Source organism: Pseudomonas ceruminis (assembly GCF_021602025.1).
Lineage (GTDB): Bacteria > Pseudomonadota > Gammaproteobacteria > Pseudomonadales > Pseudomonadaceae > Aquipseudomonas > Aquipseudomonas ceruminis.
Genome location: NZ_BQHW01000008.1, coordinates 50,135 through 70,764, shown reverse-complemented (window position 1 = coordinate 70,764; position 20,630 = coordinate 50,135). Strand labels below are relative to the sequence as shown.

The following is a 20,630-nucleotide window of genomic DNA, read 5'->3' as shown; positions in this document are numbered from 1 at the left end:
CATGATGAGTGTCGATGAGAAACGAATCCGCGAATTCGCCTACCAGATCTGGGAGTCGGAAGGTAAACCTGAGGGCGAGGAGGAACGCCACTGGGAAATGGCCCGCAAGCTGGCCGAGGCCGAGGCGCTGGCACCCAAGGCTGCACCGCGCAAGAAGGCACCTGCCAAGCCCAAGGCGTCTGCAGAGCCCAAGGCAGCCGCCAAGCCCAAGGCGCCTGCCGAGCCCAAGGCAGCAGCGTTGCCCGGTGTGAAACCGGCCGCTGCGAAAAAGCCCAGTGCAGTGAAAAAGACCGCCGCAGACTGAGCCTGTAGCGGCCTTATCGCCGACAAGGCGGCCCCACAGATACACCGGTGATCCTTTGATGACAGCGGGTTTGTGTGGGAGCCGGCCCGCCGGCGACAGGCCGCTACTGTTGCAACTTCTCCCCCTTTATACGGCCATCCGAGGACTGCCATGAGCCCCCGCACCCCAAAGAAAAATCGCTCCGTCGCGCCTTCGCGCATTCGCGAAGGCATGCCTTTCCCCCTCGGCGCCACGTGGGACGGCCTGGGGGTCAACTTCGCGCTGTTCTCGGCCAACGCAACCAAGGTCGAACTGTGCCTGTTCGACTCCACCGGCGAGAAAGAGCTCGAGCGCATCGAACTGCCCGAGTACACCGATGAGATCTACCACGGCTACCTGCCCGACGCCCACCCCGGGCTGGTCTACGGCTACCGTGTGTACGGGCCCTACGAGCCGGAGAACGGCCACCGCTTCAATCACCACAAGCTGCTGATCGACCCTTATGCCAAACAGTTGGTCGGTAGCCTGAAGTGGTCCGAGGCCCTGTTCGGCTACACCATTGGTCACCCCGACGGCGACCTGTCGTTCGATGAGCGTGATAGCGCGCCCTTCGTACCCAAATGCAAGGTCATCGACCCGGCATTCACCTGGGGACGCGACCAGCGGGTACAGATCCCTTGGGAGCGCACGATCCTGTACGAAGCGCACACCCGCGGCATCAGCATGCGCCACCCCGCCGTGCCGGAAGCCTTGCGCGGCACCTTCGCGGGCCTGGCCAACGACGAGTTGCTCAAGCACATCAAGGACCTGGGCGTGTCGAGCATCGAGCTGCTGCCAATCCATGCCTTTGTCAACGACCAGCACCTGCTCGACAAGGGCCTTAACAATTACTGGGGCTACAACAGCATCGCCTTTTTTGCACCGCACCCACGCTACCTGGCCAGTGGCAAGATCGCCGAGTTCAAGGAAATGGTCGCGCACCTGCACGATGCGGGCCTGGAGGTGATTCTGGATGTGGTCTACAACCACACCGCCGAAGGCAACGAGCGCGGCCCTACCCTCTCCATGCGCGGTATCGACAACGCCTCGTACTATCGGCTGATGCCCGATGACAAACGCTACTACATCAACGACTCCGGCACCGGCAACACCCTCGACCTCAGCCACCCGTGCGTGCTGCAGCTGGTGACCGACTCGTTGCGCTACTGGGCCGGCGAAATGCATGTGGACGGCTTCCGCTTCGACCTGGCGACCATTCTTGGCCGTTACCATGACGGCTACAGCGAACGTCACGGTTTCCTCGTCGCCTGCCGCCAGGACCCGATGCTCAGCCAGGTCAAACTGATCGCCGAGCCTTGGGACTGCGGCCCCGGTGGCTACCAGGTGGGGAACTTCGCCCCAGGCTGGGCTGAATGGAACGACCGTTTTCGCGATACCGTTCGCGCGTTCTGGAAAGGCGACGAGGGCCAGTTGGCCGACTTTGCCTCGCGCATGACCGCCTCCGGTGACATGTTCAACAACCGTGGCCGACGCCCCTACGCCTCCGTCAACTTCGTTACCGCTCATGATGGCTTCACACTGCGCGACCTGGTGTCGTACAACAGCAAGCACAATGAAGACAACGACGAGAACAACCAGGACGGCACCGACAACAACCTGTCATGGAACTGCGGCGCCGAAGGCCCCACTGACGACCCCGAGATCAACGCGCTGCGCATGCGCCAGATGCGCAACTTCTTCGCCACGCTGCTGCTGGCCCAAGGCACGCCGATGATCGTCGCCGGTGACGAATTCAGCCGCACCCAGCACGGCAACAACAACGCCTACTGCCAGGACAGCGAGATCGGCTGGGTCAACTGGGACTTGGACGAGCAAGGCAAGGAGCTGCTGGCCTTTGTCAAACGCCTGACCCGCCTGCGCCTGGCCTACCCGGTGCTACGCCGCTCGCGTTTTCTGGTTGGCGACTACAACGAAGCCATCGGCGTCAAAGATGTCACCTGGTTGGCACCGGACGGCAACGAGATGAGCGTCGAGCAATGGGAAGATCCCCATGGCCGCTGCCTGGGCATGCTGATCGACGGGCGAGCGCAGGTCAGTGGCATCGCCCGGCCAGGCGCGGAGGCAACCGTGCTGCTGATCGTCAACGCCCACCATGACACGGTGCCATTCCTGTTACCGGCTGTGCCTGAAGGCGACTACTGGAGCTGCCTGGTGGACACCGACCGGCCGGAGCTGCGCAAGGGCCAGCACCTGCAGTTCGACAGTACCTTCGAGGTCACCGGGCGCTCATTCCTGCTGATGGTGTTGCAGCACGAGGAGGACTGAACGCAAGCGATGAAGGCCGGTCCTAGGTAATAGTTGCCCCGCCGAACCTCTGGCAACGGGCTGACCCGCGAAGACGTTGGTGACACAACTGGCGTATTCGCGGGCCCTGCCCACTGAGGTTGGGTGGTGTTTTCAGTCAGGACAAACAGGAGCCAACGTGAAGCTCGAAACCGGCAGTCCAGGTTTCGCCAACGTCAGCCAGGCGCCCGCCGTGCATCGCCTGCGGGTATTGACGGTCAATACCCACAAGGGTTTCACCGCGTTCAACCGGCGCTTCATCCTGCCGGAACTGCGCGAAGCGGTGCGCAGTACCCAGGCCGATATCGTCTTCCTTCAGGAAGTGCTTGGCAGCCACGACCGACACGCCACGCGCTACCCCGGCTGGCCGCAGACCTCGCAATACGAATTTCTTGCCGACAGCATGTGGAGCGACTTCGCCTACGGCCGCAATGCGGTCTACCCCGACGGCCACCACGGTAATGCACTGCTGTCCAAATACCCCATCATCGAGCACCGCAACCTCGACGTGTCGATCACCGGGCCGGAACGTCGGGGCCTGTTGCATTGCATCCTCGATGTACCCGGCAAGCAACAGGTGCATGCGATCTGCGTGCACCTGTCATTGCTTGAAAGCCACCGGCAAAAACAGCTGCACCTGCTACGACAACTGCTCGATGCGCTGCCCGAGGATGCCCCGGTGATCATTGCCGGTGACTTCAACGACTGGCAACTGCGAGGCAACCGCACCTTGGGCCTGCAGCGCGACCTGCACGAGGCTTTCGAGCGCCATCACGGCCTGCTCGCCCGCACCTACCCTGCCCGCTTGCCCCTGCTGCGCCTGGATCGGATTTACCTGCGCAATGCCGATAGCCATGCGCCGCAGATTCTGGCGCACAAACCTTGGACGCACCTTTCCGACCATTTGCCGCTGGCGGTTGAAGTGCACCTGTAACAATGATTCGGCATAGCAGCCTGGCGGCAAATAGCGAAGCGGGCTATCCCACCGGCATTTGTTCGTGAAATCAACGGGATGATAGCGAATACGCAGGCGCCACGAACCTTTCACGCTTTCTTGACGCAACCCCCGTCCTCTCCTTAGCTGAACAGTATCACTCGCAATAAAACGTTGCGCCGGGCCTCTAGCTCGCGCCTTCGTGCGCGCTCGCGAACGCTGGCGTGCTGGTTTGGGTCGCCCTCTGTTTTTGTCGTACAGCTCGTGACAACAGGCCAGACCTTGGCTGTACAACAAAAACAGAGGAGATCCGCCATGAAAAGAACCTCGAATCCGCTGCGCTTCGATCGTATTTTCTACGCGGTTTCCACGTCGATGCTTCTGGCAACCCCGGTGGAAACCTTCGCGTTCGAATTGCGGGACGACCCCGGCTCGCCCGGCTTCCTGCAGCAATCGGCGGTGCCGCACCTGTCGCTTGACCCCGTCAGCGCCAGTGGCCTGAACCAGGGCATGTTGACGGCGTTTTCCGACAAGATGGGACAACGCCATGGTCAGGCGGTGCCCGACCTGATGGCCAGCCAGTGGACGCAGTTCTTCCCCGGTTCCCCTCGCCCTGGCGCACAAGCACCCGACCAACTGGAAACGCCCAGCCAGCAACTGCTGATTGGCCCGGACCTGTTCGTGCGTGAGACGGGCGACGGTAACGTACACCGCGCCGGGATTTTCGTTGGCCATAACAACTTGCAAAGCAGCTTCAGCGGCACCCGCCCGCTGCTGGGCGACAAGCAGCGCAATGCGGTCAACCTCAGCGGCGAGAGCTTGGGCGTGTATTGGAGCATGACCCATGAACAGGGTTGGCACCTCGATGCCGTGGCGATGGGCTCGCGAATCGATGTGATGGGCCGCGGCGACAGCGGCAAGCGCCTGGATGACTCCGGCCACGCGATGACCTTTTCCGTTGAGGGTGGCTACCCGATCCGCCTGGGCGGCAGTTGGGTGATCGAACCCCAGGCCCAGTTGATCAACCAGCAGTTCTTCCCGGGCAACCAGGTGCAGGCTGACACCTTGAAAGCCTTCGACAGCCAGCCCAGCTGGAGTGGGCGCGTGGGTGCCAAGCTGTCCGGACGCTACGAAGTGCGAGGGATGCCCATCGAGCCCTATGTACGAACCAACGTCTGGTACGACTTCAGCAACGCCGACGAGGTCAAGCTGGACCAGGTCGACAAGATCTCGAGTTCGCGCTATTCGACCACGGTGGAATTGGGGTTGGGCCTGGTGGCACGGGTGACGCCTTCGGTGGCGTTGTTTGTCAGTGCCGATTACAGCAGCGATGTGGATGACAATGACTTGAATGGGTTGATCGGTAGCCTGGGTGTACGGATGCGCTGGTGAGCCCGTTCCGGCCGCTTCGCGGGCTGCCCCGCAAAGCGGCCGGGCCAGACTACCCATCAGGCCGGCTTCATCACCAGCACCCCGAGCGGCGGCAGGTTCAGGGCCAGCGACAGCGGCTGGCCATGGCTGGCAACCTGCTCGCTCTCCACCGCCCCCAGGTTGCCCACATTGGACCCGGCATACAGCCCGGCGTCACTGTTGAGCAGTTCCTGCCAGCGCTCGCCGAACGGCACACCGATCCGGTACCCCTCACGCGGCACCGGGGTGAAGTTGGCCACCACCAGCAGCGGTTCGCCCTGGCTGCTCCAGCGCAGCCAGGCGTACACGCAGTTGTGCGCGTCATCGCCAATCAACCACTGGAAGCCCTGGGGCTGGCAATCCTGCTCGTGCAGGGCTGGCAGCTCGCGATACAGGCGGTTGAGGTCACTCACCAGGCGCTGCACGCCTTGGTGCTCAGGGTATTGCAACAGGTACCAGTCCAACTGCTGATCATGGTTCCACTCACGCCACTGGCCGAATTCACAACCCATGAATAGCAGCTTCTTGCCGGGGTGGGTCCACATGAACGTCAGGTAAGCACGCAGGTTGGCAAACTTCTGCCAGCGGTCACCCGGCATTTTGTCGATCAGCGAATGCTTGCCATGCACCACTTCATCGTGGGAAATGGGCAGGATGAAATGTTCGGAGTAGGCGTAGATCAGGCCGAAACTCATTTCATTGTGGTGGTAGGTACGGTGGATGGGGTCGTTCTGGATGTAATGCAGGGTGTCGTGCATCCAGCCCATGTTCCATTTGTAGGCAAAGCCCAGGCCCCCTTGCTGGGTCGGCTGGCTGACGCCGGGCCACGCCGTGGACTCTTCGGCGATGATCAGTGCGCCAGGGGCTTCGAGTGCCGCCACGCCGTTGAGGTGGCGGATGAAGTCAATGGCCTCCAGGTTCTCGCGCCCGCCGTGGCGGTTGGGCACCCATTCGCCCGCCTTTCGTGAATAATCGCGATACAGCATCGAGGCCACCGCATCGACACGCAGGCCGTCGATATGGAAGTGCTTGAGCCAGTGCAGCGCCGAGGCCAGCATGAAGCCACGCACTTCATTGCGGCCCAGGTTGTAGATCAGCGTGTTCCAGTCCTGGTGAAAGCCCTCCAGGGGGTTGTCGTATTCGTACAACGCCGTGCCGTCAAAGCGCGCCAGGCCATGTTCATCGGTGGGGAAATGCGCCGGCACCCAGTCGAGGATCACGCCGATGCCGCCTTGGTGGCAGGCATCGATGAACGCTGCGAAATCTTCTGCCGTGCCATAGCGCGAGGTGGGTGCGAACATCGACAAAGGCTGGTAGCCCCAAGAGCCCCCGAACGGGTGTTCCATGATCGGAAGCAGCTCGATGTGGGTAAAGTTGAGCTGTTGCACGTATGGCACCAGGCGTTCGGCCAGTTCACGCCAGTTGTAGAAACGCGACACTTCGCCCAGGTCATCCAGCTCGCACTGCCAGGAACCGGCGTGCAGCTCGTAGATTGACAGCGGCGCGCTGTAGGCGTGGCGCTGCGCGCGCTGCTCCATCCATTCATGGTCCTGCCAGGGGTGGCTGAGCTCGCCGGCCACCTTCGACGCGGTGCTGGGCGGCAGTTCGGTGGCGCGGGCCAGCGGGTCGGCCTTGAGCGGCAGCACGCCTTCCTTGCCCAGCACTTCGAACTTGTAGGTTTCGCCGACCCCTAGGCGAGGGATGAACAGTTCCCATACACCCGCACCATGGCGCAGGCGCATCGGGTGGCGGCGGCCGTCCCAGTTGTTGAAGTCGCCGACCACTGAAACCCGCCGCGCATTCGGCGCCCACACCGAGAAACATACACCGTCGACGCCATCGACCTGAGTCGGTTGCGCACCAAAGCGCCCGGACAGGTCACGGTGGTTGCCTTCGGCGAACAGGTGCAGGTCAACGTCACCCAGCTGCGGGCCGAAGCTGTACGGGTCCTCGGTGACCTGCTCGCCACCGGCCCAGCCGATGTGCAGCAGGTACGCCTGTGCGTCATCCAGGCGCGCCGTGAACAGGCCCGGCAGGCTGCCTTGGACCATTTCCGCGAGCACGCGGCCATCATGGCGGGAAAGGATCCGGGCGCTCAGGGCCGTGGGCAGGAACGCCCGCACCCACACGCCGCCCGCGCCATCGTCATGGGGGCCAAGTACGGCAAAAGGATCAGCGTGCTCGGCGCGGGCAAGGGCATCGAGCTCCCGCTGCCGAAGGCCACCGTTATCACGCGTGGTTGCATTCATCTATGACTCTCCCCAGGTACTGATCAGGCCATGCAGGCCATGCAAAGGCACGGCCAGCCAGCTCGGACGGTTTTCGGCTTCGTAAGTGATCTCGTAGGCAGCCTTTTCCAGGCAGAACAGCTCCAGTGCCGCGCGCTCGCCCTCGGCCTGTTGCCAGGCGTGGGGCATCGCGGCGGTGGCCAGGCCATAGGCTTCGACGAAGGCGTGGCGGGACTGGTGCAGGTACTGCCGGGCGACCCGCTGACGAGCCTGCCGCGCCGCCTCGCAGAGGTCTACCGTCGAGGCGCTGCGCAGGACCATGGCAGCAGCATAGTCGAAGGAGCGCAGCACGCCGCTGACATCCTTGTACGGGCTGTGCTTGGCCCGGCGCTCGTCCAGCGGGCGCGAGGGTTCACCCTCGAAATCAATCAGGTAGGCATCGCCCTGCACGACCAGCACCTGGCCCAGGTGCAGGTCGCCATGCACGCGCATCAACAGGCCGCCCTGGGCCAGGCCGGCGAGGTTGGCGATGTGCTGGGTGAGGCCGTCGCGTTGCTGCTGCAGGTCGTCGACCAGGGCCTGGCTGTCGCTGTCGAGGTGGTCGCGGTGCTGTACCAGCAGATCAAGGGCATGGTTGAGCTCGGCGCTGATCTGCCGGCTCCAGCGTTCGCTGTCCTCGTGATCGCTGGGCCGCGGCTGGAAGGCCGCATCGTCGGTGGGCGCGGCCAGCAACAGGTGCATTTCGCCCAGGCGCTGGCCGAGCAAGGCGGCAAAGCCGTTGAGTTCGGCCAGGGCATCGGTGTGTGCCTCGGTATCACTGCTGGACGGCTCCATCTCATCACGGATGGCGCGCTCCAGCGTGTTCTGGGTCCAGGCCCAGGCATCGCCCTGGTTGCTCAGGTAGCCCTGGGCGATCATCAGCAGGTGCGGGGCGTTGGCCTCGTCCACACGGCTGACCCACGCCAGCAACGGCGAGATATTGGCAAAACCGGCAGCGGTAAGGTAGGCGCTCATCTCCAGTTCTGGGTGGATGCCTGGGTTGACCCGGCGGATCAGCTTGAGTACCAGGCGGTCGCCGACCACCACCGAGCTGTTGGATTGCTCGGCGCTCAGGTAGCGCACGGTGCTGTCCTGCGTGAGCTCCAGGCCAGCCAATTGCCCGGTGCAGGCGAAGCGCAGTTCGCCCTGAGCGTTGCCGCACGGCACGCGCATGCCGTCCTGGCAGGCGCGCAGCACAGCGCGGATGAACGGCTCAAGCACGAAGGCATCGGTGATCAGGCCAACCTGCCGGCCACGCCGCACCCTGGAAAGCGCAAGTTGTTGCGGCAGGGCACTGGCGATCTGTTCTTCAGGCAAGAACCCGAACGGCAACTGGTACTGGTTGGCCACACCCTCGCTGAGCACTTCGATTTCGCTGAGCAGCACCGGTGTGGTGGCGGTGTTCAAGCGCACGCCATAACGCAGACGCACCTGGTCGATCGGCCCTTCCTTGCCAGCGAACCAACGCCGCTTGGGCAGGTACTGCGGCAGGATCGCCTCTTGCAGGGTATCGCGCGAAGGCGCTTCGAGCAGCTCCTCCATACGTTTGCGTAGCACCAATGTAGTCAATTCCGGCAACCCCTCAGTAGGTTGAACGTGCCAGCTGGGCATGCGGTCATGGGACGCCAGCAGGAACCAGTAGAAGGCATAGGGCGGCAAGGTCAGCAGAAACGGCAACTGGCCGATCGGCGGGAAGGCGCTGCCACCGAGCATCTCCACCGGCACCTTGTCGGCGTATTGCGACAGGTCGAGCTCGGCGGCTTGCGCGGCCCGGGAAACGTTGGCGACGCAGAGGATGACTTCGCTGTTGCCTTCGGCGTCGGTGTACTCGCGGATGTACGCCAGGATGCGCCGGTTGCTGGGCGTGAGGGTGCGCAGGCTGCCGCGGCCGAAGGCTTTCTGCTGGTTGCGCACCGCCAGCAGGCGGCGGTTCCAGTTGAGCAGCGAATGGGGGTCGTGGGACTGGGCCTCGACGTTGACCGTCTGGTAGCCGTACAACGGGTCCATGATCGGTGGCAGCACCAGGCGCTGCGGGTCGGCCTTGGAGAAGCCGCCATTGCGGTCGGGTGACCACTGCATGGGGGTGCGCACGCCGTCGCGGTCACCCAGGTAGATGTTGTCACCCATGCCCAGTTCATCCCCGTAATACAGGGTGGGCGTGCCGGGCATCGACAGCAGCAAACTGGTGAGCAGCTCTATACGCCGGCGATCGCGCTGCAGCAATGGCGCCAGGCGCCGGCGGATGCCGAGGTTGATGCGCGCGCGGCGGTCTTCGGCGTAGTAGTTCCACAGGTAGTCGCGTTCGCGGTCGGTGACCATCTCCAAAGTCAGCTCATCATGGTTGCGCAGGAAGATCGCCCACTGACAGTTGGCGGGAATTTCCGGGGTCTGGCGCAGGATGTCGGTGATCGGAAAGCGGTCTTCCATGGCCAGGGCCATGTACATGCGCGGCATCAATGGGAAGTGGAAGGCCATGTGGCACTCGTCGCCGGCGCCCTCGCCAAAGTAGGGGCGAGTGTCTTCGGGCCACTGGTTGGCCTCGGCCAGCAGCATGCGATCGGGGTAGTTGGCGTCGATCTCGGCGCGAATGGCCTTGAGCACCTTGTGGGTCTCGGGCAGGTTCTCGTTGTTGGTGCCGTCACGCTCGATCAGGTACGGGATGGCATCCAGGCGTAGGCCATCGACGCCAAGGTCGAGCCAGAAGCGCATGACCCCGATCACCGCCTTGAGCACCTGCGGGTTGTCGAAGTTCAGGTCTGGCTGGTGCGAGTAGAAACGGTGCCAGAAGTACTGCCCGGCCACCGGGTCCCAGGTCCAGTTGGACTTCTCGGTATCGAGGAAAATGATCCGCGTGCCGTCGTATTTCTGGTCGTTGTCGGACCACACATAGAAGTCCCGGGCCTTGCTGCCACGCTTGGCATGGCGGGCGCGCTGGAACCAGGGGTGCTGGTCGGAAGTGTGGTTGATGACCAGCTCGGTGATCACCCGCAAGCCCCGCCTGTGCGCTTCGCCGATGAAACGCCTGGCGTCGGCCATGGTGCCGTAATCGGGGTGCACGGCCTTGTACTCGGCGATGTCGTAGCCATCGTCACGTCGCGGTGAGGGGTAGAACGGCAACAGCCAGAGGGTATTCACGCCCAGGTCGGCGATGTAGTCGAGCTTGCTGATCAACCCTGCAAAGTCGCCGATGCCGTCGTTGTTGGCATCGAAAAACGACTTGATGTGCAACTGATAGATCACGGCGTCCTTGTACCACAGCGGGTCGTCGATGAAGGCTGCCGGGCGTGAACGCTTGGCCATGGGTGACTCCTTTCAATTCTGCAAAAACCGTGGAGACTCATGTGGCTACTTTGCAGCCCATTCGCGGGGCAAGCCCGCTCCTACAACGAGAGCATTCATCCTTTGGGTGGGAGCGGGCTTGCCCCGCGAATGGGGCGCGCAGCGGTCCCTAGCCGGACTTCTCGATACGCCAGATGCCAAACGGCTGATGCCACGGCTCGATACGCATCCATTGGGTCTTGCCATGCCAGGTCCAGCGGTGCCCGTTCATCAGGTCCTCGCCTAGCGTGTCGGCATCGTCATCCAGCCCAAGCTCCCACAGCGGCAGCTCGAAGCTCGCTTCCTGGGCGTTGTGCGGGTCGAGGCTGATCGCCACGAGGATGTAATTGTCGCGCTCGGGCGTGCGCTTGGCGAAGTACAGGATGTTGTCGTTCCAGCAGTTGAAGAACGCCACGCCGAGATGGGTCTGCAAGGCGCGGTTCTGCCGGCGGATGCGGTTGAGCTGGGCGATCTCGGCGATGATGTTGCCGGGCTGGGTGAAGTCGCGCGGGCGGATCTCGTACTTCTCCGAGTCCATGTACTCCTCCTTGCCCGGCAGCGGCGTGGCCTCGCACAGCTCGAAGCCCGAATACATGCCCCACAAGCCAGACCCCATGGTCGCCAGCGCGGCGCGGATCAGAAAACCGGCACGCCCCGAGGTGTGCAGGAAGAACGGGTTGATGTCCGGCGTATTGACGAAGAAGTTCGGCCGGTAGCACTGGCTCCACGGCGGCTGGTTGAGCTGCTCGAAGTACTCGCGCAGTTCCTGCTTGGTATTGCGCCAGGTGAAGTACGTGTAGCTCTGCGCGTACCCAACCTTGCCCAGGCGTGCCATCATCGCAGGCTTGGTGAACGCCTCGGCGAGGAAAATCACCTCAGGGTACTGGGCACGCACATTGGCGATGAGCCATTGCCAGAATGGCAGCGGCTTGGTGTGCGGGTTGTCGACGCGGAAAGTGTTCACCCCCTCCTCGACCCACCCCACCACCACGTCGCGCAGGGCCAGCCATAGCGAGGGCACGGCCTCGGCAGCATAGAAATCGACGTTGACGATGTCCTGGTACTTTTTGGGCGGGTTCTCTGCGTAGCGGATGGTGCCGTCGGGGCGCCAGCTGAACCAGCCGGGGTGCTCCTTGAGCCACGGGTGGTCCTGGGAGCACTGGATGGCGAAGTCCAGGGCGATTTCCAGACCATGCTCGGCGGCAGCCGCGACCAGGCGGCGGAAATCCTCGCGGCTGCCCAACTCAGGGTGAATGGCGTCGTGTCCGCCTTCGGAGCTGCCAATGGCATAGGGACTGCCCGGATCGTTGGGCTCGGCCTGCAAGGCATTGTTACGGCCTTTGCGGTGCGTCCTGCCGATCGGATGAATGGGCGGGAAATACAGCACGTCAAAACCCATGTCGCGGATCATCGGCAGCCGCTCATGAACGTCGTTGAACGTGCCGTGGCGCTGGGGGCTGTCGGTGATCGAGCGGGGGAACAGCTCGTACCAACTGGCAAACTGCGCTGCCGGACGGTCAACGTCGACCGGGAATTCGACACTGCGGGTAAGGTAGCTGCGGTGTTCGGCTTCGGTCATCAGGCGCGTGGCGTCCGGGCCTAGCAACAAGGCCACCTGTTCGTCCACTGGCAGGTTTGGCAGGTGTGCCTGAAGCGCGCCGATCTGGTCGCGCAACACCCCTTCGCTGCGCTCGGCACCCTTGCCAAGCAGCAACCTGCCCTCCTCCAATTCGAGCGTGACGTCGACGCCGGCGTGGTACTTCTTCTCCAGGTCATGGCAATAGGTGGCGAACGGGTCGATCCAGGCCTCGACGCTAAACAGGTGCAGGCCCAGTTCCGTAGGCGTGAATTCAGCCAGCCACAGGTCGTTTCCCGGCGAATGCATGGGCACGCAATGCCAGCCTTGGCGCTTGGCCGGGCGCCAGTTGAGCATGACCGCCAGGCGGTCGTGCCCGTCGCTGTATACCTTGCTGCTGACGGCAACCGGCTGGCCACTGATGGCCTTGGCGGCAAAGGTGCCGCCGTCCAGTACCGGGGTGCTGTCTTCGATCACGATACGCGGCGCCAGCAGCGCCTGGGACAGGCTGATAGCCTGGTCCGGGTGATCGTTGGCCATCGGTACGCTTTCGAAGGGCTCGTTACGCGACATCGGTCCTGGCTCCCGGTTGGCATTGGCGGTAAGGATTCAGAGCGGCGGAGCTTGCGAGGGGTTCAAAAAAATTGAGCGAATGGCGCAGCCACCGAATCAAAGCTGCACCACCCCTTCATTCACCCCCGCGAGGTCAGGCCATGAACATTCCCATTCCACCGGAAACCCCCGATCCCAACATCGACGACCCTAGCTTGCCGCCACCTGTGCCGGAAGAAGAACCGGACGAACTGCCGATCAAGCCGACCGTACCGCCGACGGTGGGGGACCCACCGAGTGATGAACCGCCGGTGAAGGTCTGAGGTTCGGGCGCAACTGAGGGGCCTTATCGTCGGCAAGCCGGCGAGAGGGTCCGTCAAATCGCAGACAGTTCCTCCACACTGATCTCGCGCATGCGAAATTTCTGTACCTTGCCGGTTACCGTCATCGGGAACTCCTCGACGAAGCGAAAATGTCGGGGCACCTTGTAATGCGCGATGCGCGCCTTGCACCAGTCGTGCAACTCTTCGACCGTGGCGCTGTGCCCTGGGTGCAACTTGATCCAGGCCACCACCTCTTCCCCGTACCGGCTGCAGGGAATACCGACCACCTGCGCGTCCGCTACCGCCGGGTGAGTGTAGAAGAACTCCTCCAGCTCCCGTGGATAGATGTTCTCCCCACCGCGGATGATCATGTCCTTGTTGCGCCCGACGATGCGCACATGGCCGTGCGCGTCCATCACCGCCAGGTCGCCCGAATGCATCCACCCGGCCGGGTCGATGGCGTCTGCCGTGGCCTGCGGATTGTCCCAGTAGCCGAGCATCACGCTGTAACCACGGGTGCACAATTCGCCGATTTGGCCCCTGGGCACGATGCAGCCGTCGGCGTCCACCAATTTGTTTTCCAGCTGCGGCTGGGTGCGGCCGACGGTGGTCACGCGCAGCTCCAGGTCATCGTCTGGGCCGGTCTGCAGTGACACGGGGCTGGTTTCGGTCATGCCGTAGGCGATCTGCACTTCAGCCATGTGCATCTGGTCGATGACCCGGCGCATCACCTCGATCGGGCAGGTGGCACCGGCCATGATGCCGCTACGCAGGGTCGACAGGTCCATGCCTTGGCGGGCCGGATGGTCGAGCATTGCAATGAACATGGTCGGCACGCCGTACAGGATGCTGGCACGCTCCTCGGCCACGGCGCGCAGGGTGAGCTCGGCGTCGAAGGCGTCGTTGGGGTAGATCATGGTGCTGCCGTGGGTGATGCAGCCGAGGTTGGCCATGACCATGCCGAAGCAGTGGTACAGCGGTACCGGGATCACCATGCGGTCATGTGCGGTCAGGCCCAGGCTCTCGCCGACCATGAAGCCATTATTGAGAATGTTGTAATGGCTGAGCGTGGCCCCCTTGGGCGCCCCGGTGGTGCCGGAGGTGTACTGGATGTTCACCGGCTGGTCGAATTGCAGGCTTTGCTGGCGGGCAGTGCAGGCATCGGTCGAGGTCTGCCCTGCCCGCTCGGCCAATGCGTGCCAGGGCAGGAAGCCGGCAGGCGGGTTGGCGGCCAGGCTGATCACGCCGCGCAAGTCCGGCAGGCGCTCACTGGCCAGTTCACCTGGCGTGGCGCAGGCCAACTCTGGCACCAGTTCCTGGACCATGGCGTGGTAGTCAGATGTCTTGAAGGCATCGGCACACACCAGCCAGCGGCAGCCGGACTGACGCAACACATAGTCCAATTCGCCCACGCGATAGGCCGGGTTGATGTTAACCAGGATGGCGCCGACCTTGGCGCTGGCCAACTGCAAAATGCACCACTGGGCGCAGTTGGGCGACCAGATGCCGACACGGTCGCCGGTGTTCACGCCTAGGGCCATAAGCGCGCAGGCATGCATTTCGACCTGTTCGGCCAACTGCCGCCAGCTATAGCGCAGGCCTTGGTGGCGCGACACCAGCGCCTCGCCATCGGCACAGCGGGCCACCGTGGCATCGAACGCCTGGCCGATGGTCTGGGTCAGTAAGGCTCGGTCCTGGCGACCGCGGGTGTAGCTAGGTTGACTCATGGGTGTCCCTTCTTGTGGTTGTTCTGGGCACGGCTGAAGCAAGCGCAATTACTCTGGCGCAGATTTACGTTTACGTAAAGGTGATGAGCAGATTGACAGTGACCGAATGCAGGTTTACGTTAACGTAAAGGTGAAAACGGCACTACACTTCGCCCTACATTGCCACCTGTGGGAGCGGGCTTGCCCCGCGAAAGCGATCGTTCAGGCAATGACGGTCGCCCTGCCGACGCATTCGCGGGGCAAGCCCGCTCCCACAGGTGATGAGGTACGAACCGACGGTGCCATCCATATTTCAAGAACAAGAAGGTGCCCCCGCATGCATTACCCCTCCCTGAACTTCGCCCTGGGCGAAACCATCGACATGCTCCGTGACCAGGTGCGCACCTTTGTCGCTGCCGAACTGGCACCACGCGCCGCACAGATCGACCACGACAACCTGTTCCCCGCCGACATGTGGCGCAAGTTCGGCGACATGGGCCTGCTGGGCATCACCGTATCGGAAGAATACGGCGGCGCGGGCCTGGGTTACTTGGCCCACGTGGTGTCGATGGAAGAGATCAGCCGCGGTTCGGCGTCGGTGGCCCTGTCCTATGGCGCCCACTCCAACCTGTGCGTCAACCAGATCAACCGCAACGGTAGCCATGAACAGAAGCTCAAGTACCTGCCCAAGCTGATCAGCGGCGAGCACATCGGCGCCCTGGCCATGAGCGAACCCAATGCCGGCTCCGACGTAGTGTCGATGAAGCTGCGCGCCGAAAAGCGCGGCGACCACTACGTGCTCAATGGCAGCAAGACCTGGATCACCAACGGGCCCGACGCCAACACCTACGTGATCTACGCCAAGACCGACCTGGACAAGGGCGCCCATGGCATCACGGCGTTCATCGTCGAACGCGACTGGAAAGGTTTCAGCCGCAGCAACAAGTTCGACAAGCTGGGCATGCGCGGCTCCAACACCTGCGAGCTGTTCTTCGATGACGTCGAAGTGCCGCAGGAAAACATCCTCGGCCAGCTCAATGGCGGCGTGCGTGTGCTGATGAGCGGCCTGGACTACGAGCGCGTGGTGCTCTCCGGCGGCCCCACCGGCATCATGCAAAGCTGCATGGACCTGGTGGTGCCCTATATTCACGACCGCAAGCAGTTCGGCCAAAGCATCGGCGAGTTCCAGCTGATCCAGGGCAAGATTGCCGACATGTACACCCAGCTCAACGCCAGCCGCGCCTATCTGTACGCCGTGGCCCAGGCCTGTGACCGTGGCGAGACCACGCGCAAGGACGCGGCCGGGGTCATCCTCTACACCGCCGAACGCGCCACGCAAATGGCACTGGAGGCGATCCAGATTCTCGGTGGCAACGGCTACATCAACGAGTTCCCGGCCGGCCGCCTGCTGCGCGACGCCAAACTCTACGAGATCGGCGCCGGCACCAGCGAAATCCGCCGGATGCTGATCGGCCGCGAACTGTTCAACGAAACCCGCTGAGCACAAGGGACGGGCGCACATGGCTACCTTGCATACACAGATCAACCCGCGTTCGGCGCAATACGCCGGCAACAGCGCGGCCATGCTCGAACAGGTCCAGGCCCTGCGTGGCCTGATCGCCCACATTGCCCAGGGCGGCGGCCCCAAGGCCCAGGAACGGCACACCTCGCGCGGCAAGCTGCTGCCGCGTGAACGTATCGACCGCTTGCTCGACCCTGGGTCGGCGTTTCTCGAGATCGGCCAGTTGGCGGCCCACGAGGTGTATGGCGAAGACGTACCCGCCGCTGGCGTGATCGCCGGCATTGGCCGCGTCGAGGGCGTGGAATGCATGATTGTGGCCAACGACGCCACGGTCAAAGGCGGCTCCTACTACCCGCTCACCGTGAAAAAACACCTGCGTGCGCAGACCATCGCCCTGCAGAACCGCCTGCCATGCATCTACCTGGTGGACTCCGGTGGCGCCAACCTGCCGCGCCAGGATGAGGTTTTCCCCGACCGCGAGCACTTCGGGCGAATCTTCTTCAACCAGGCCAACATGAGCGCGCTGGGCATCCCGCAGATTGCGGTGGTCATGGGTTCCTGCACTGCCGGGGGCGCCTATGTACCGGCCATGGCCGACGAAGCAATCATGGTGCGCCAGCAGGCCACCATTTTCCTTGCCGGCCCGCCCCTGGTGAAGGCCGCCACCGGTGAGGTGGTGAGCGCTGAAGACCTCGGTGGTGCCGACGTGCATTGCCGCACCAGCGGCGTGGCCGACCACTATGCCGACAACGACGAGCACGCCCTGGCCCTGGCCCGGCGCAGCGTGGCCAACCTCAACTGGCACAAGCTGGGCACGCTGCAGCGCCAGGCACCGGTGGCACCGCTGTATGGCGCCGAAGAGCTGTATGGCGTCGTGCCGGCCGATGCCAAGCAACCGTTCGATGTGCGCGAGGTGATTGCGCGCCTGGTCGACGGGTCGGTGTTCGACGAGTTCAAGGCACTGTTCGGCACCACGCTGGTGTGTGGCTTTGCCCACCTGCACGGCTACCCGGTCGCGATCCTGGCCAACAACGGCATCCTTTTCGCCGAGGCCGCGCAAAAAGGCGCGCACTTCATCGAGCTGGCCTGCCAACGCGGCATTCCGCTGCTGTTCCTGCAAAACATCACCGGCTTCATGGTCGGCAAGAAGTACGAGGAAGGCGGCATCGCCAAGCACGGTGCCAAACTGGTCACTGCGGTGGCCTGCGCCCAGGTGCCGAAGTTCACGGTAATCATCGGTGGCAGCTTTGGCGCCGGTAACTATGGGATGTGCGGTCGCGCCTACGACCCGCGCTTCTTGTGGATGTGGCCCAACGCACGGATTGGCGTGATGGGCGCCGAACAGGCCGCCGGGGTGCTGGCGCAGGTCAAACGCGAGCAGTGCGAACGCAGTGGCCAGGCGTTCAGTGCCGAGGATGAAGCCAAGCTCAAGCAGCCGATCCTTGATCAGTACGAACACCAGGGCCACCCCTACTACTCTAGCGCCCGGCTGTGGGACGACGGTGTCATCGACCCGGCGCAGACGCGCGACGTGCTTGGCCTGGCATTGTCTGCCGCGTTGAACGCGCCCATCGAACAGAGCCGCTTCGGCATTTTCCGGATGTGACCATGAGCGATTTCAACACCCTCGAAGTGATCCGCGACCCGCGCGGTTTCGCCACCCTGTGGCTGAGCCGCGAGGACAAGAACAACGCCTTCAACGCACAGATGATCCGCGAGTTGATCGTTGCCCTCGACCAGTTGGCCGAAGACGCCGGCCTGCGCTTCCTGGTGTTGCGCGGCCGGGGCCGGCATTTCAGCGCTGGTGCAGACCTGGCCTGGATGCAGCAATCGGCACAACTGGACTTCAACACCAACCTGGATGACGCCCATGAACTGGGCGAGCTGATGTACGCCCTGCACCGCCTCAAGGCTCCGACCCTGGCCGTGGTGCAGGGCGCGGCCTTTGGCGGTGCCCTGGGGTTGATCAGTTGCTGCGACATGGCCATTGGTGCCGAGGATGCACAACTGTGCCTGTCGGAAGTGCGGATCGGCCTGGCACCGGCGGTGATCAGCCCCTTCGTGGTCAAGGCCATTGGCGAGCGAGCCACCCGCCGTTACGCCTTGACCGCCGAGCGTTTCAGCGGCGTGCGCGCTCGCGAGCTGGGTTTGCTGGCCGAGGTGTACCCGGCCAGTGAACTGGACGCACAGGTCGAGGCCTGGGTGGACAACCTGCTGCACAACAGTCCGCAAGCGCTCCGCGCCACCAAGGACCTGCTGCGCGAGGTGGACGACGGCGAACTCAGCCCAGCCCTGCGCCGCTACTGCGAAAACACCATTGCCCGCATCCGCGTCAGCGCCGAAGGCCAGGAAGGCCTACGCGCCTTCCTGGAAAAACGCCGGCCTGCCTGGCAAACCGAGCACAAGAAGGAGCCGCGCCCATGAGCCGCCCCACACTGACCACCTTGCTGGTCGCCAACCGCGGCGAAATCGCCTGCCGGGTAATGCGCACCGCCAAGGCCCTGGGCCTGACCACTGTGGCCGTACACAGCGCTATCGACCGTGATGCCCGCCACACCCGTGAAGCGGATATCCGCATCGACCTGGGCGGCAGCAAGGCGTCGGAAAGCTACCTGGTGATCGACAAGCTGCTCGCGGCGGCCAAGGCCAGCGGTGCCCAGGCGATCCACCCCGGCTATGGTTTTCTTTCCGAAAACGCAGGCTTTGCCCGCGCCATCGAAGACGCCGGGCTGATCTTCCTCGGCCCACCGGCCAGTGCCATCGACGCCATGGGCAGCAAATCGGCTGCCAAGGCACTGATGGAAGCGGCAGGGGTGCCGCTGGTACCGGGATACCACGACGAAGCCCAGGACCTTGAGACCTTCCGTGCCGCCGCCGAGCAAATCGGCTACCCCGTGCTGCTCAAGGCCAGCGCTGGCGGTGGCGGCAAAGGCATGAAAGTGGTCGAGGACGAGAGCCAACTGGCCGATGCCCTCGCCTCGGCGCAGCGTGAAGCCCAGTCGTCGTTCGGCGATGCACGGATGCTGGTGGAAAAGTACGTGCTCAAGCCCCGCCATGTGGAGATTCAGGTATTCGCCGACCAGCACGGCAACTGCTTGTACCTCAACGAACGTGACTGCTCGATCCAGCGTCGTCACCAGAAAGTCGTCGAGGAAGCGCCTGCGCCAGGGCTTAGTGCCGAGCTGCGCCAGGCCATGGGCGAGGCTGCAGTGCGTGCCGCGCAAGCCATCGGTTATGTGGGTGCCGGTACCGTGGAGTTTCTGCTCGACGCACGTGGCGAATTCTTCTTCATGGAGATGAACACGCGCCTGCAGGTGGAGCACCCGGTCACCGAAGCCATCACCGGCCTCGACCTGGTGGCCTGGCAGATCCGCGTTGCCTGCGGCGAACCGCTACCGATCACCCAAGCGCAGGTGCCGCTGCACGGCCATGCCATCGAGGTACGCCTGTACGCCGAAGACCCGGCCAATGACTTCCTGCCGGCCACCGGCACCCTGGCGCTGTACCGCGAATCGGCACCTGGCGAAGGTCGCCGGGTGGACAGCGGGGTCAGTGAAGCAGACGAGGTTTCGCCCTTCTACGACCCCATGCTGGGCAAGCTCATCGCCTGGGGCGAGAACCGCGAACAAGCACGCCTGCGGTTGCTGGCAATGCTGGACGAGTTCGCCATCGGCGGGCTGAAAACCAACATCGCCTTCCTGCGCCGCATTCTCGCCCACCCGGCGTTCGCCGCGGCCGAGCTGGATACTGGGTTCATCCCACGTCATCACGCGGTTTTGCTACCGGCCCCGCAACCTCTGCCAGTGGCCTTCTGGGAGGCGGCCGCTGAGGCCTGGTTGCAGGGCCAGGCACCGTACCAGCGCGAGGACGACCGCCACTCACCCTGGGCCGCGTGCGATGGCCTGCGCCTGGGGCTGCCGGCGCGCAGCAGCCTGCACCTGCTCAGTGGCGGCGAACGCCGGGCGGTTGCCCTTGAACGCAGCGCGGCGTCCACCTGGCGGCTGGACGGTGAACAGTTGGGTCATGACAACAACGGCATGCGCCAGCGTTATCTGGCTGTGCGCCGGGGTGGCACGCTGTTCCTGCGCTGGGACGGGGAAATGCATGCCATCACGGCGTTCGACCCCATCGCCGAAGCCGAGGCCGGTCACAGCCATCAAGGTGGGCTTGGCGCGCCCATGAACGGCAGCATCGTCCGCGTGCTGGTCGAGCCGGGGCAAGTGGTAGAGGCGGGTACTGCCCTGGTGGTGCTGGAGGCCATGAAAATGGAGCACAGTATTCGCGCGCCCCAGGGGGGAACAGTGAAGGCGCTGTTCTGTCATGAGGGGGAAATGGTCAGCGAAGGGACAGTGCTGGTCGAGCTCGCCGAATGATCTGAACCGGGGCCGCTTAGCGG

The 20,630-nt window shown here is 63.7% G+C and carries 13 protein-coding genes; 9 read left to right on the top strand and 4 right to left on the bottom strand.

What is annotated here, in order from left to right:
- Nucleotide 1 precedes the first annotated feature (1 nt).
- The 4 genes from L6D80_RS11785 (at nucleotide 2) to L6D80_RS11770 (ending at nucleotide 4,952) form a co-directional block, all read left to right on the top strand.
- Nucleotides 2-304 carry a DUF2934 domain-containing protein gene (locus L6D80_RS11785; protein ID WP_176513704.1) on the top strand — a complete coding sequence of 101 codons (303 nt, stop codon included), beginning with the start codon at nucleotides 2-4 and terminating at the stop codon, nucleotides 302-304.
- A gap of 150 nt (nucleotides 305-454) precedes the next feature.
- The gene (glgX, locus tag L6D80_RS11780) at nucleotides 455-2,608 is read left to right on the top strand and encodes a glycogen debranching protein GlgX (RefSeq protein WP_054901674.1); all 2,154 of its coding nucleotides are present in this window, start codon (nucleotides 455-457) and stop codon (nucleotides 2,606-2,608) included.
- 157 nt (nucleotides 2,609-2,765) lie between these two features.
- Nucleotides 2,766-3,560: an endonuclease/exonuclease/phosphatase family protein gene (locus L6D80_RS11775; RefSeq protein ID WP_054901675.1), complete on the top strand. Its 795-nt coding sequence runs from the start codon at nucleotides 2,766-2,768 to the stop codon at nucleotides 3,558-3,560.
- A 315-nt stretch (nucleotides 3,561-3,875) separates the two neighbouring features.
- Complete coding sequence (locus L6D80_RS11770; RefSeq protein ID WP_054901676.1) at nucleotides 3,876-4,952, top strand: autotransporter domain-containing protein; 1,077 nt, start codon at nucleotides 3,876-3,878, stop codon at nucleotides 4,950-4,952.
- A gap of 56 nt (nucleotides 4,953-5,008) precedes the next feature.
- Here the strand turns inward: L6D80_RS11770 and glgB are convergent, their stop codons facing one another.
- From glgB to L6D80_RS11755, 3 genes are all read right to left on the bottom strand, one after another.
- Nucleotides 5,009-7,219: a 1,4-alpha-glucan branching protein GlgB gene (gene glgB, locus L6D80_RS11765; protein WP_176513707.1), complete on the bottom strand. Its 2,211-nt coding sequence runs from the start codon at nucleotides 7,217-7,219 to the stop codon at nucleotides 5,009-5,011.
- The gene (treS, locus tag L6D80_RS11760; RefSeq protein ID WP_176513710.1) at nucleotides 7,220-10,537 is read right to left on the bottom strand and encodes a maltose alpha-D-glucosyltransferase; all 3,318 of its coding nucleotides are present in this window, start codon (nucleotides 10,535-10,537) and stop codon (nucleotides 7,220-7,222) included.
- A 148-nt stretch (nucleotides 10,538-10,685) separates the two neighbouring features.
- A complete protein-coding gene (locus tag L6D80_RS11755) occupies nucleotides 10,686-12,704 on the bottom strand; it encodes an alpha-1,4-glucan--maltose-1-phosphate maltosyltransferase (protein ID WP_176513712.1) in 2,019 nt (672 codons plus the stop codon).
- Between the two features lie 140 nt (nucleotides 12,705-12,844).
- Here L6D80_RS11755 and L6D80_RS11750 point away from each other — a divergent pair, with 140 nt between their 5' ends.
- Nucleotides 12,845-13,006, top strand: a complete 162-nt coding sequence (locus L6D80_RS11750; RefSeq protein WP_176513714.1) for a hypothetical protein — start codon at nucleotides 12,845-12,847, stop codon at nucleotides 13,004-13,006.
- A 53-nt stretch (nucleotides 13,007-13,059) separates the two neighbouring features.
- On the opposite strand, the gene L6D80_RS11745 is transcribed toward L6D80_RS11750, so the two are convergent.
- The gene (locus L6D80_RS11745; protein WP_176513717.1) at nucleotides 13,060-14,733 is read right to left on the bottom strand and encodes an AMP-binding protein; all 1,674 of its coding nucleotides are present in this window, start codon (nucleotides 14,731-14,733) and stop codon (nucleotides 13,060-13,062) included.
- A gap of 316 nt (nucleotides 14,734-15,049) precedes the next feature.
- Here L6D80_RS11745 and L6D80_RS11740 point away from each other — a divergent pair, with 316 nt between their 5' ends.
- The 4 genes from L6D80_RS11740 to L6D80_RS11725 are packed head-to-tail and all read left to right on the top strand — an operon-like array spanning nucleotide 15,050 to nucleotide 20,607.
- A complete protein-coding gene (locus L6D80_RS11740) occupies nucleotides 15,050-16,213 on the top strand; it encodes an isovaleryl-CoA dehydrogenase (protein ID WP_054901681.1) in 1,164 nt (387 codons plus the stop codon).
- 19 nt (nucleotides 16,214-16,232) lie between these two features.
- Entirely contained in the window at nucleotides 16,233-17,840 is a 1,608-nt protein-coding gene (locus L6D80_RS11735; protein ID WP_176513719.1) for a carboxyl transferase domain-containing protein, read from the top strand.
- A gap of 2 nt (nucleotides 17,841-17,842) precedes the next feature.
- Complete coding sequence (locus L6D80_RS11730) at nucleotides 17,843-18,658, top strand: gamma-carboxygeranoyl-CoA hydratase (protein ID WP_176513722.1); 816 nt, start codon at nucleotides 17,843-17,845, stop codon at nucleotides 18,656-18,658.
- Nucleotides 18,655-20,607 carry an acetyl/propionyl/methylcrotonyl-CoA carboxylase subunit alpha gene (locus tag L6D80_RS11725; RefSeq protein WP_176513724.1) on the top strand — a complete coding sequence of 651 codons (1,953 nt, stop codon included), beginning with the start codon at nucleotides 18,655-18,657 and terminating at the stop codon, nucleotides 20,605-20,607. The genes L6D80_RS11730 and L6D80_RS11725 overlap by 4 nt, the downstream gene beginning before the upstream one ends.
- Nucleotides 20,608-20,630: the final 23 nt, after the last annotated feature.

What these genes read in the sequence shown, in the direction of transcription:
- L6D80_RS11785 (WP_176513704.1), top strand. Translation starts at nt 2, where the DNA reads ATGATGAGTGTCGATGAGAAACGAATCCGCGAATTCGCCTACCAGATC.
- glgX (WP_054901674.1), top strand. Translation starts at nt 455, where the DNA reads ATGAGCCCCCGCACCCCAAAGAAAAATCGCTCCGTCGCGCCTTCGCGC.
- L6D80_RS11770 (WP_054901676.1), top strand. Translation starts at nt 3,876, where the DNA reads ATGAAAAGAACCTCGAATCCGCTGCGCTTCGATCGTATTTTCTACGCG.
- glgB (WP_176513707.1), bottom strand. Translation starts at nt 7,219, where the DNA reads ATGAATGCAACCACGCGTGATAACGGTGGCCTTCGGCAGCGGGAGCTC.
- treS (WP_176513710.1), bottom strand. Translation starts at nt 10,537, where the DNA reads ATGGCCAAGCGTTCACGCCCGGCAGCCTTCATCGACGACCCGCTGTGG.
- L6D80_RS11755 (WP_176513712.1), bottom strand. Translation starts at nt 12,704, where the DNA reads ATGTCGCGTAACGAGCCCTTCGAAAGCGTACCGATGGCCAACGATCAC.
- L6D80_RS11750 (WP_176513714.1), top strand. Translation starts at nt 12,845, where the DNA reads ATGAACATTCCCATTCCACCGGAAACCCCCGATCCCAACATCGACGAC.
- L6D80_RS11745 (WP_176513717.1), bottom strand. Translation starts at nt 14,733, where the DNA reads ATGAGTCAACCTAGCTACACCCGCGGTCGCCAGGACCGAGCCTTACTG.
- L6D80_RS11740 (WP_054901681.1), top strand. Translation starts at nt 15,050, where the DNA reads ATGCATTACCCCTCCCTGAACTTCGCCCTGGGCGAAACCATCGACATG.
- L6D80_RS11735 (WP_176513719.1), top strand. Translation starts at nt 16,233, where the DNA reads ATGGCTACCTTGCATACACAGATCAACCCGCGTTCGGCGCAATACGCC.
- L6D80_RS11730 (WP_176513722.1), top strand. Translation starts at nt 17,843, where the DNA reads ATGAGCGATTTCAACACCCTCGAAGTGATCCGCGACCCGCGCGGTTTC.
- L6D80_RS11725 (WP_176513724.1), top strand. Translation starts at nt 18,655, where the DNA reads ATGAGCCGCCCCACACTGACCACCTTGCTGGTCGCCAACCGCGGCGAA.